This window comes from Candidatus Acidianus copahuensis (genome assembly GCF_000632495.1).
Lineage (GTDB): Archaea > Thermoproteota > Thermoprotei_A > Sulfolobales > Sulfolobaceae > Acidianus > Acidianus copahuensis.
Genome location: NZ_JFZT01000039.1, coordinates 221,205 through 233,138, shown reverse-complemented (window position 1 = coordinate 233,138; position 11,934 = coordinate 221,205). Strand labels below are relative to the sequence as shown.

The window sequence follows — 11,934 nt, the reverse complement described above, 5'->3', positions numbered from 1 at the left end:
TTAAGCTTTTATGTTACTTGAATGGAGAGGTATTCTAGGCAATTACTCGCCCTCGGAATAGATGTACAAGAAAGAATAATGGAAAGTAAAGTAGCTGTAGTTGGATGTGGAGCTTTAGGTAGCTCTTTAGCTGAGCTATTAGGAAGATTAGGAGTTGGAGAGATTACTATTATTGATGCGGATATCGTTGAAATGTCTAATTTACACAGGACTCATCTATTTACGGAGAAAGACTTGATGAGACCTAAAGCTATAGTATGCAAAGAAAAGATTGAGGAAATAAATTCTGAAGTAAAAATCAACGCTGTCCTCGATATAGTTGATCAAACAAATGCCTTAGATATTGTTAAAGGAAAAGATATTGTGTTTGATGCGCTAGATAGTGTAAATTATAGATTGATCCTAAACGATGCCTGTGTAGCTAATAAAGTTCCGTTAATATACGCAGGGATTTCTGGGGAATATGGAACTGTTAAGCTTATAGTTCCAGGCAAAACCTCTTGCTTATCATGTTTTATGACTCCAGGAGAAGGAAGTAATTCATGTGAGATAATTGGAACTACTTCCATCGTTCCTACTGTTATGGCTTCACTTCAGGTTCAACTTTATTTAAATTACTTAAGACGAGAAGTCCAAGACGAGATGATACTCTTCGACTTTAGAACAATGAATATGGAAAAAGTCAAAATAAATATGAATCCGAACTGTGAGGCATGTGCTTTACATGAATATATTTACATTAAAGAAAATATTTCTCAGAGCTGTGGCATTTCAAGAATAAGTAACGAGACTCTGTCAGAAGATAGTTCATCAGAAATAAAGATTTCTAAGACCCAGGATGGGTTAACAATATGCTATGGAAGTAAGTGTTTTAAAAAAAGAGTATGAATGGATTTGTCAAAGATGAGAGAAAAGAAATGGCTGTTGATATTTTTACCTATAATTGTCCTTCTAGTATATTCTGAAATATTCAACTTAAATATAGTTTTGGCTCTGGAAAAGATTAATCCTTCAGCTATATTATCATTTTTAGGTGGATACTTCGCCCAAATCATAATAGTGTCTTTTAGAGATAAGAAAATAGTAGATACTGATCTTAAAACAGCGTTTAAGGCAAGATTTTTAGGATATGCAGTGGGGCTAATTGTTCCAGGATGGGCAGGGCAAGAGCTAACAAGGAGTATTGTCTACAATCGTAACGGAAAAGCCTTAGTAGAAGGATTTAGTTTGTCAGTTACAGAAGCATCGTTTGACGTTATAGCTGGCTGTATCCTTTTTATTACACTACTCCCAATTAGGTTTTACATAATAGACGTTATTTATATTCTTGTAGCTTTAGGAAATATAGTTGGCTGGAGTACTGGAATAGCTTACCTCTACTCTACCGCCGGTAAAACTGTAAAAATAGAGGTTAATCTACTTAAGCTACTTAGAATGGATAAATATTACTATATCCTAGAAAAGACCAAGAAAAGTATAAAAGTTGCCCTAAGTATTTCTAGGGCACTCGCGTATTTAGGGATTACAATCTTAGGTTATGTTATTTTCTCTCTAGGACTTTTCCCTCTTTTGCCTAACGTTTACCTAGATTTACTTGTGGCAATGAGCTATTTCGTTTCAACTCTTATTCCTATACCAGGTGCCTCAGGCGTATCTGAGTTAGCTCTCGCAATCTTTCTTCCTCCTTCTCTAGTATTTGACATTGTTACACTGCAACTCTTTGCCTATAGTCTTGGATTTTCCCTTATAAGAGAAATAGATCTTAATGAGCTTAAAAAGGAACTTGATAAAATAAAAAGAGATGGAGAGTTACATCAAGGACCCTTCTCCTGAAGAGGCTAAAAAGCTCATAGAAAGCATCAATAGAAACAAGGAAATTTGCATTTCTACTCCTTATGACCCAGACGCAATGATGTTTTCAGCTCTAATTTTGAAGTACATGGAGTCCCAAGCTGGAGTATCTTTCTCTTCAACTGATTGTGAAGTTACAGTTGCAATCACTCCTCAAGGAAGAACTATAAAGTATAACAATTCCGAAGTATTTATAGGTCAGTCAGCTCTTACCTCAGTTTTGCCATTTACAGCAGAAGATATCCTTCCAATCTTAGCTGGAATAGGAAGTAGCGTGTTCCTAGAGAGGAGAAGACTTACTGAATGGGAAATTTCAATGTTAAAAAAAGCTGAGAACCTTGGAATAACAATAGAGAAGAACTTTAGAATACCTTCTTACAAGGAGCTACCTCTATTTCTCTCCCTTATGGAGTCAATTGATCTCTTCATTCCGGAAATTACAGGAAATAGAGATAACGCAATAAGAGCAGTAAAAGAACTAGGTGTAGATGAACTAACCAAATTAGAGGAACTTAATGAAACTCAGCTGAATACCTTACTTTTCAAGATAATAACGTTGATTATGAAGTTTAACTCGAAGGTCAATAGAGATGATATAATCTCAGACAGGGTCTTTTACTTAAACTATGACTTGATAGAACTAGGTATAGTAACAACATATTTCATGGATGTGGTTGGTTCTAAAATAATTTTACAATCTGCCTTATCTCCTTCAATATTTAGTATATTAATTGAAAAATTTAGAAATGAATTGAGCAAAGGATTTTCATTTGATTTAACTGAAGATAAGAAGTTTTACATTGTTGAAGGTAATCTCAAATCACCAAAAATAGCTCAAGTAATTCTCTTACAGTTACAAAAGATAAAGAAGGAAAAACCTATAGCTATAAAGATAAAAAATGAGCTATTGACCTCCAGATTTTTTATGGATGGGAAAGAGGGATTAAAGCAAGTTGAAGTTTAAACTGACTATCTCTATAGATACAAAGTTCGCTAAGGAAATAGAGGAGAGTCTTAATGTAGATAATGTTAACTTGCCAGAAGGCATGGAAATTAAAACTTTTTCAAGTTCAGATAGGCTCATAATTGAGATTTCAATTATGTACAAATCTCCCAGCTCCCTACTAACGCTAAGAAATACTGCTGATGAAATACTTCAGCAGATTGATGCGAGCATGAAAATTACTAACACTATTAGAGATAGCTTAAATACTAAGAAAGATCATGTTTAGTCATGCCTCTAAGACCAGGTAGATGTTATAGGCACTTCTCTGGGCCTCCTTATACTAGGAAAGAATACATACCAGGAGTTCCAATGCCAAAAATAACTAAATTTACTATGGGAGATCCTAGAAAAGAATATGACTATGAAGTTAAATTAATTCTAAAACAAATTGGACAAATAAGGCATAATGCTTTAGAAGCTGCTAGAGTTATAGCGTTTAAGCAGATTGCTAAGATGATTGGAAATGAAACAGACTTCTTCTTATGGGTTCTAAAATATCCGCATCACGTCATTAGAGAAAATAAGATGATGGCTTTTGCTGGAGCTGATAGACTGCAAGACGGAATGAGATTATCTTTCGGAAAACCCATAGGTACAGCGGCTAGAATACTAAAACAAGGAGATACTTTAATGGTTCTAAAAGTTAAAAAGGAACACGTGGAATTTGCCAAGAAAGCGTTTAAGGTTGCGAGCTCTAAATTACCTATCGATACAGAAATAATAGTCTCTCCACTTAAGGTAGGGGCAAAAAGTCAGTGAGTTATTTCTTTGAACAAGAATTCATTATCAATGAAATAGTGAAAAGAGGTTCAAGGAAAGTTCTTTTACAATTTCCAGAAGGTTTAAGATATTTTTCTACTGAGATAGTTTCAACTCTAGAAAAATCTTTGCCAGATGTTCAATTCATAATATCTGGAGAACCTAGTTGGGGTGCGTGCGATATAGCTGAAGACGAAGCTCAAATTCTAGGAGTAGACCTAATTGTTCATTTTGGTCACACACCTTACACTTGGTATTATCCAAAGTTTCCGACTCTTTTCGTAAAAACAACAAGCAAAATAGAAATTAATGAGAGATGGATAGATGAAATTTTAGGAAAGGTTAGGAAATATAATCCTAAGGTAATATCGCTTTCAAGCACTATTCAGCACTCTACTTTACTTAGTGAAATTAAGGAAAGGTTAACGAATAACTTTCGGATAATTATCGGAAAACCCTCAAATCCTTTCATGATGGACGGACAAATATTAGGCTGCGACTATAAGGCAATACCACAAGATGTTGATTTACACTTAAATGTATCAGGAGGAGTGTTTCATCCAATTGGAATAGGATTAACAACTGGCAAGCCAGTAATAAACCTTGATCCATATTCAGGGAAAGTAGAAGATCTTACGGAAGAAATTAGGAAAATCCTCAAGATAAGATATTCGAAAATTATGCAAGCTTTTGACGCTAGAACATGGATAATAATACAGGGAATTAAAGTAGGTCAAAATAGACCCTTGATGGTAAAATATATGGAAAAGAAGTTAAAAGAAAGAGGAAATACTGTATATATTATGAGTAATAAGGTACTTAATATTGATACTTTAAGGAACATAGACAGGAAATATGTTGACGCATACATTGTAACATCATGCCCTAGACTACCTACAGATGACTTATTTAGCTTTGAGAAGCCTGTTTTAACTCCAGGGGAAGCTAAAATGGTTATAAATAATAGCTTAGAACCTTACATATTCCCGTGGTAATATTGAGGACTCAGGGAGAGATAACTTTTCCAGGGGAAGAGCTAGGAGTAATAGAAGAGTTTATTCCAGGGGAAAATACGTACGAAGAAGACGGATTTATAAGATCTGCGTCCGTAGGAAAAGTATTCTATGATATGATAAATAGAAGAAGTAACGTAATTTCCACAAAAAAATCAGCGATAAGCGGATTAAAAAAAGCTAGATATGTCTATGGCACTGTAATATCCATAAAAGAGGATTCAGCGTTAGTTAACATATCATCTATAGAGGATAAGTTCGTTACATTAATATCTGGAATTCTTCACGTAAGTCAAGTTTCTGGAAAGTATATAGAAACAATTACAGATGCTGTCAAGTTAGGAGATATAATAAGAGCTAAACCAATTACGTTCGCCTCACCAGTGTATTTAACTCTAAAAGGAAAGGATTTAGGAGTTGTGTTGGCTTCGTGTTCAATATGCGGTCATTTAATGATTAAAGCTGATGAGGAACACTTAAAATGTCCAAACTGTGGAAATGTAGAAAAGAGAAAGATAGGAAATTACATGGTGAAAAGGAATGGAAGTTAAGATCCTTAAGTCTACAGATTCTTATCTAGAACTCGAGATACAAGGAGAAGATCATACCCTGGGTAACTTGTTAGCTGGATATTTAAGGAGAATAAATGGAGTAAAATTTGCCTCTTATTTTCAGCCTCATCCGTTATTAACTAATATAATACTCAAAATATTAACTGACGGCAAGGTAAAGCCTTTAGATGCACTAAAAACTGCAATAGAGATGGCTGAAGAGGATAACAATAAATTTATTTCAGAGATATCTAAAATATGAAAGAGGAAAGTAGAACTGCCATTTTTTCGAATTATGATGGGATATTTGGGATTTGTGTCTTTAGAGGAAATTATTTAGAGCATATATTTTTTGGATTCACTGAAGATGACGTAAAGAAGAAATTCGAGGAAAGTACAGTCTTTCAGGAAGTTTCTACTATCAAAGCAGATCAAGCAAGGAAAACAATATGCGATCTTATAATTAGAAGAGTAGGGCAAAAAATAAATAAAATAAAATCGTAGTTTATGCTATTGTCGGGCGATATACATGAAGTTCTGTCCAAAGTGTAATTCCTTAATGACTCCAAGAAGAATAAATGGCAAATCCGTACTTAAGTGTGTTAAATGCGGTTACGAGATTGATGCTAATGCTGGAGGAAAAAAAGACGTAGTAACTACAAAAGTACAGCACGCCGAGTCAGAAAAGATCTTAGTTATTGATGAAGAAGTTCCAGAAAGGGCTCAAAAAGTAAAAGGAGTTGTATGTCCAGCATGTAAAAACGACGAGGCTTATTTTTGGATACTTCAGACAAGAAGTGCTGATGAACCTGCTACAAGGTTCTATAAATGCACAAGGTGTGGAAAAGTATGGAGGGAATATGAGTAACCCATAGTAAATCTTATTTAATCTTCTTCTTGTATAGGTATTGTGGACCCGTAGCTCAGCCAGGATAGAGCGCCGGCCTTCTAAGTAGGAGGTCAGTCGGTGGTCGCGGGTCCGAATCCCGCCGGGTCCGCCACACCATGCAGGCTAAACAGTAAAGGGCCCAGAAACACATTATATTGATAATGATAAAAATTTTGAATTTGTTGGTGCTTATGGATAAACTAATGACTTGGCTGTCTATTATTAGGATTATTAATAACGAAATGCCAAATTAGGAGTTAAATTTTGCTTATGTAATATGAAATATTAAAATTGATAAAATTTAAATTATAATTAATACATATACCCACTTACTCTACCAAAGAACACAACGAAGACCTTCAAAATGTTGGGAGTTCGCACGATCTTAAAGGAACATTTACCCCAACGTTTAATCTATGAACACCTTCAACCAATACCATCATCAGCAGTTTCACTTTAATCATGACATTTTTATGCATTTCATGATTTTCCCGTATGTATCTAACTATTTCACCTCTCTGAGATGAATTTATACAATTCATTGTAGATTGTGAAGAATATTTTCATCCCTTGTTATTGTCTCCTTTGTTGACCTCGGTTTGAAGTGTTTATCTATGCTAGCCTGTGCTTTACAATCCTAAACGCTTGTCCTACCGTGTTCCTTATCTCGAATTTCTCGTGTTTGATACCTCTTGTCAGCATGTTATACCAAGGTCCCTTATCGTATGTGTAAAGTATGTCTTCCTCTAGTTGGCCTATTGTACACGTTAATACCACTTCACAAACCCGTTATGTAGAAGCTTGTCACTTTCCTCGTATCTAGATCAACTATTACCCATAAGTAGTATTTTCAATTAACGTTTTGTCTCGTCAACCCTCCTTGGTTTTTGTAATTACTTGAAGTATTTCTCTGTTTTGCGGAAGTAGTAGTATATATGCTGTACTATGTGGTAGTTTTATCTTGTAAAATGAGTGCAAGGTAGTATGATGCAAGGGAATTAGCTATCCTCAAGCGTGTAAAAACGTGGGGGAAACAATTATTTATGTTAGAACAGTTAACATAATCTGGTTAATGGAACAGAGAGTTTTCATCTTTCCTCATTTTCTCCAAGTATTACTCCCCTTCCCTTAAAATCAGCAAAAATTGGATAAATATTATCCAAACAAAATTGTTGGATACACTTTTTCCCTTCAAAAATACTTACTAACAAAGAAACAATATAAATAGCCCCAAATGTTGGTGTATAGACCTGAAGAAGGGACAAAAAGGGTAAGGAATTAAGGATGGATGGGTTTCCTCACACCTTAGTGGGTGGAGTTATCCCACTAAGAGGGCGGAACGCGATGATGATCTTTGTTCAGAACGTTGTAAAGTCCAAGGGTTTCACGAACAAGACAATAGATGCCCGTAAAGCCCAAACCCCTCCTAATACTAAGACCTTTTTGAACCTAAACTTAGGCCTACATATCGACGTCTGACCCACATATCTATACCAGGAGGTTTAAGGTAAAAACTCTGTTAACAACGTCTAACAGCTATTTCCATAAATAAATATCATAAATTAACTAAAAAACATATTCTTAGAAAAGATAAAGGTACTTTTCTGGTAAATTGAAAACCAGGAAAAATCATTTCTTCGAACTGGAAATTATGGTAAACTTCTCGCTTAAAAGATCGCTATACTTTCCTCCTATATCTGCCTCAAATTCCTCTACTATTGGCATTAGCTCCTTTATTTCTCCCTCGTTAAGCTCCCTATACTCATAGTCTGGTATCCCTATTTTTTCCTCAAACATCCTTCTAGCGTATTTTTTAGCCTCTCCTTGAAGTCTCTTCATTATTTCTACATATGGCCGATCTATATATTCTAGATATTCTTCCTGCGTAATTAACTCTTCCATTACTAGCGCTTTTAAAAACCTAGTTAACTCATACTTATTTGGTTGTAGGCCTATCTTCAGTGGATCTACTTTCCCCCTTATGTAAATTCTACCTCCAACCATCCCAGTTCCTACAAAGTTACCAACAGGTTCTCTTCTTACTCCTTTTCCTAAAACTAGTATAACCCCGCCAGCCATATACTCTCCTAAATAATCATCTGTGACACCGCCTATTACTAAATATGGTCTCCTATCTTGATATTCCCTCATCTGAATTCCTACTCTGTTTCCTGAATTACCTTTTACAAATACCTTTCCTCCCTGCATTGCTTGTCCAATCACATCTCTAGCGTCTCCATGTATAACTACTTTACCACCTTGCATAGTATCACAACAATCATCAGCGACATTGCCATAAACTTGAAAAATATTTTTCTCATTTAGATTTGCCATAGCGTTCCCAACAATACCATATAGCCTTAACGTTAATCCTTCTCTAGGAAAATTAATGCCTATAAACCTATGTCCCATTACGTTAGCTATAGTTATATCTCTTTTTATCTTAGCAAAATTTAGAATTTCTTTGTTAAGATCTTTATAACCCACATTACTAGCATCAATATCGTAATTACTTGGGATAAAAATAGGAATTGAGTAATTTTTTACGATCTCCGGATCACGACCTAAAGATATTACACCACGATTAAGAGATGCAATGAAATATCCTCCAGGCGTTAAAGTCCAAACTTTAGCCTTAGGATTAAAGAGTCTAATTTGAGTCTCCTCACTTGCAATATAGAAGTTATTTTCATCTTCCCCAATAATTGCTGGTCTAAACTTGGATCTGTCAGCTATTCCAATAAGGTAAAGATCGTCTCCAGAATCATATCCTATCACTGCAGTAAAAGGACCGTCAAGTCTCGCATTTCTATATAAGTAATCTTCGTGAGATGACAATATCCTCTGTCTTCGTGGTGGATTCAACAGCATCTTTACTGCTTCCTCTACGCTTAAGCCATCATTTATTAATTCCTCAAATAAAAATGCCATTACCTCACTATCTGTACCTACAAAGCCTTCCCAACCACGAGATCTCAAGAACTCTACATTGGCTCCGAAAGAGCTAACATCTCCGTTATGAACTATTGCGATATCAAACGAGGAAAACGGATGAGACCAATAGGGATAATGACCTGGAGAATTAGTAGGTTGCCTAGTATGGGCTAACCACATATCTCCATCCATCTCATTTACGTTATAAAGTGAGGCTATATCGCTAGGATATCCAACGCCCTTATATACTTGAAGAGACCTTCCAACACTATACACCCTTCCCTCCATATCTTTCCACATTATTTCGTTAAGATTTCTAACAGCCTTCCTCAGAGAAGCTACACTAGATATCGTTATCTGAAAGTTACAATCGCATACTTCTCCTATTTCTTTTAAGCTCTTGTCTTCAATTCTTAACCCTTGTCTTCTAAGCTCTTCTTCCAATTCCTGTGAATTTCCTGAATAAAATGCTTTTACTAAATACTCATTCCTTCGATTAAGGTTAAATACCGCAAATCCTGCTCCTTTATCACTACCCCTATATCTTACAGAATCAATTGCATTAACTACTAACTTACCCTTAATTTTTCCTGAATTCCTTTTCCTTAATACTCCAAAAACTCCGCAACCAGATGGTGAAATCATAGCGAACCAGCCTGCCTTACTCTAATTTTTGAAGCAATGTAAGAGTTCAGATTTACTGCCCTCAAAATCTCTCTGTTCCCTGTAAGAGAAGATTGGACACCATACATGCCTGCTGCACCAGCCATTAAAGCAATCTCCTTCTTGAACCCAGCTATTAAGTTAAAGGCTCTTTCTCTTAAATCCCTCTTACTTCCTTCACCTATTGCGATTTCAAGCACCTTGTAAGGCATTATAACAGCATCAGAACCTAGAGATACTAACTTAAATACATCTGCGGAATCTCTTAGTTTTGAAGATTTAGCGATTATATCAAATTTGTTTCTAATTCCTAAGTCCTTTAATTTGGTATCTAGTTCAGATACTAGAACTTCTAGATCTTCTCCAACAATATCCTCATCCAATATAAAACCAGGAATTCCCTTTTCATTACTCAAGGATTCTGCCTCCTCCAAAGACCTAGCGATAACGTATTTCCCTTCTGACGGAGTATAACTCCACGTCATAACTCCTTTGCCATCGGAAGTAAACGAAACATCCTCGAACCCTTCAGGAGTTTCTGGGGAGAATATCATAGAACTTAAAGCTAAAGCTGCCCATCTAAGAGGTCTAGAAAACTCCTCAGGGGATCCAGTTATGTCAAATATAACTGGAAGAGAGAGGTAAACTTTTCCTCTATTAAGAAGAAAACTAGTATCTATTTCCTCCCTATATGGATCTATAGAAGGTCTAGTAACTTGCGCTCCGTCTACTCTAAGCCAATCAACTATTCTTGCAGGAGTTTCCACATCTGGAGGAGCTACACTACCCATGCTAGTTATCACAGGTTCTCCTAAGTTTATGAGTTCATGAAGATGAAACTTTCTCCTTTTGTTCCAGAGTTCGCCCATTTTGGGGTTTATCTCTTCCGCTTCTCCTCTTATTCCTAAGATATCGATCAAATCTCTAGAAAGTCCTTTTGCAAAAAGTAAATCTCTTTTTCCGTGAAGTTCCTGTATCGATGATATACCCAGATTATCTAATATATTGGCTAATTCTAGACTAAAACCTCTTATGAAATTAACCATACTTTTAACCCCAAATTCTACTTCTAGATCTCTGGTTCCATCTATTTTGTTGGTAAGAGCAGTAGGACATGAACCTATATGACATTTATGGACCATAACACAGCCCATAGCTACTAGTGCAGCTGTTCCAACGCTAACTACATCAGCTCCCAACGCAATAAGTTTAGCTGCATCAAGGGCATCAGCTACTCTTCCAGCTGCAATTATAGTGAAGCCTTCTCTAAGACCTTCCGTCTTGAGTGTTGAATCTGCTGAAGCAACTGCAAGCTCTGTCGGTATTCCTAGATTATCTCTAATTACTTCAGGAGTAGCCCCTGTACCTGCTCCATGACCATCAATTATAATTCCAGAAGCTCCCATTCTAGCTACACCTGAGGCTATATAAGGAATATAATTAGTTGCTGCTACTTTAACAAAAATTGGTTTTCCTGTTGCCTCTTTTAAAGCTTCTATTCTTTGCCCCAGGTCTTCAATTGAGTAAATATCGTGATGAGGAGCAGGTGAAATTGCATCTATACCTTCAGGAATCCTCCTTGCTTTAGATATAGGATGAGTTACCTTACTTCCAGGAAGATGACCTCCTATTCCTGGTTTTGCACCTTGACCTATCTTTATTACTATACCTAAACCTGAAGATAGAGTGTCAATATCAACTCCAAATCTAGCAGAAGCCCATTGAACAAATATTCTTTTGCTCTTGGCTACTTCAGGATGTAATCCCCCTTCTCCAGTTCCTGCTAACGTTTCTGTCAATTCTGCAGCTTTTGCTATAGCTATATTTGGATTACCGCTAAGTGCACCATAAGACATATCCCCTAAATATAAGGGAGACGACATTGGTATGCCAGCGACATACGTCTGTAGATTCGCTTTCGGATTATTAGTTAGATCTTGAGCTATGTTCAAAAATTGAATCTTATCTAAAATTCTTAGGCTATTCTTATTCCTTGGAAGTTCAGTAGGTAAACCGTTTATAGCCAACTTTCTGATATGTTCAATTCTTTCTAATGTCCAAAATTCAGAGTCAGTCTGTTTAGGCAAAGGTATGTAGTTTCTTATGATCAAATGAGACCGCAGAGATATTTTGTTAAAGTTATTATATATTTGTTTATGAAGATGAACTACGTCAAAATGAGTTTTTTCTTATGATATTAGTGGTTTAACTTTAGAATTAAATGGAACGATCTTTCCATATCAATAGTTGATAGAAACGTATAGATAT

The 11,934-nt window shown here is 35.9% G+C and carries 13 protein-coding genes and 1 tRNA gene; 11 read left to right on the top strand and 3 right to left on the bottom strand.

The genetic code is table 11. The annotated features are described in order from the left end of the window. Positions 1–21 precede the first annotated feature (21 nt). The 11 genes from CM19_RS05810 to CM19_RS05760 all read left to right on the top strand — a co-directional run bounded on the left by CM19_RS05810 (position 22) and on the right by CM19_RS05760 (position 6,181). Positions 22–888: a HesA/MoeB/ThiF family protein gene (locus tag CM19_RS05810; RefSeq protein WP_048099479.1), complete on the top strand. Its 867-nt coding sequence runs from the start codon at positions 22–24 to the stop codon at positions 886–888. Next, positions 889–1,833, top strand: a complete 945-nt coding sequence (locus tag CM19_RS05805; protein ID WP_052349464.1) for a lysylphosphatidylglycerol synthase domain-containing protein — start codon at positions 889–891, stop codon at positions 1,831–1,833. Then, complete coding sequence (locus tag CM19_RS05800) at positions 1,802–2,815, top strand: SSO0295 family DNA-binding domain-containing protein (protein ID WP_048099478.1); 1,014 nt, start codon at positions 1,802–1,804, stop codon at positions 2,813–2,815. Before CM19_RS05805 ends, CM19_RS05800 begins: the two co-directional genes overlap by 32 nt. After that, complete coding sequence (locus CM19_RS05795) at positions 2,805–3,083, top strand: KEOPS complex subunit Pcc1 (RefSeq protein WP_048099477.1); 279 nt, start codon at positions 2,805–2,807, stop codon at positions 3,081–3,083. Before CM19_RS05800 ends, CM19_RS05795 begins: the two co-directional genes overlap by 11 nt. 2 nt (positions 3,084–3,085) lie before the next feature. Further along, a complete protein-coding gene (locus CM19_RS05790; protein ID WP_048099476.1) occupies positions 3,086–3,616 on the top strand; it encodes a 50S ribosomal protein L16 in 531 nt (176 codons plus the stop codon). Further along, on the top strand, positions 3,613–4,611 hold the full coding sequence (dph2, locus tag CM19_RS05785) for a diphthamide biosynthesis enzyme Dph2 (RefSeq protein WP_048099475.1): 999 nt from the start codon (positions 3,613–3,615) through the stop codon (positions 4,609–4,611). Before CM19_RS05790 ends, dph2 begins: the two co-directional genes overlap by 4 nt. A 2-nt stretch (positions 4,612–4,613) precedes the next feature. Continuing rightward, positions 4,614–5,180: an exosome complex RNA-binding protein Csl4 gene (locus CM19_RS05780; RefSeq protein WP_048099474.1), complete on the top strand. Its 567-nt coding sequence runs from the start codon at positions 4,614–4,616 to the stop codon at positions 5,178–5,180. After that, positions 5,170–5,442, top strand: coding sequence for a DNA-directed RNA polymerase subunit L (locus tag CM19_RS05775; RefSeq protein ID WP_048099473.1), 273 nt, complete (start codon positions 5,170–5,172; stop codon positions 5,440–5,442). Before CM19_RS05780 ends, CM19_RS05775 begins: the two co-directional genes overlap by 11 nt. Further along, positions 5,439–5,684, top strand: a complete 246-nt coding sequence (locus CM19_RS05770) for a hypothetical protein (RefSeq protein WP_048099472.1) — start codon at positions 5,439–5,441, stop codon at positions 5,682–5,684. The genes CM19_RS05775 and CM19_RS05770 overlap by 4 nt, the downstream gene beginning before the upstream one ends. 25 nt (positions 5,685–5,709) lie before the next feature. Next, entirely contained in the window at positions 5,710–6,048 is a 339-nt protein-coding gene (locus CM19_RS05765) for a transcription factor S (protein ID WP_048099471.1), read from the top strand. A gap of 44 nt (positions 6,049–6,092) precedes the next feature. Further along, positions 6,093–6,181, top strand: a tRNA-Arg gene (locus CM19_RS05760). 500 nt (positions 6,182–6,681) lie between these two features. On the opposite strand, the gene CM19_RS13080 is transcribed toward CM19_RS05760, so the two are convergent. The 3 genes from CM19_RS13080 to CM19_RS05745 all read right to left on the bottom strand — a co-directional run bounded on the left by CM19_RS13080 (position 6,682) and on the right by CM19_RS05745 (position 11,777). Further along, positions 6,682–6,846, bottom strand: coding sequence for a hypothetical protein (locus CM19_RS13080; protein ID WP_160164869.1), 165 nt, complete (start codon positions 6,844–6,846; stop codon positions 6,682–6,684). Between the two features lie 852 nt (positions 6,847–7,698). Continuing rightward, the gene (locus CM19_RS05750; RefSeq protein WP_048099469.1) at positions 7,699–9,648 is read right to left on the bottom strand and encodes a class II glutamine amidotransferase; all 1,950 of its coding nucleotides are present in this window, start codon (positions 9,646–9,648) and stop codon (positions 7,699–7,701) included. Beyond that, a complete protein-coding gene (locus tag CM19_RS05745; RefSeq protein WP_235185630.1) occupies positions 9,645–11,777 on the bottom strand; it encodes a glutamate synthase-related protein in 2,133 nt (710 codons plus the stop codon). The genes CM19_RS05750 and CM19_RS05745 overlap by 4 nt, the downstream gene beginning before the upstream one ends. Positions 11,778–11,934: the final 157 nt, after the last annotated feature.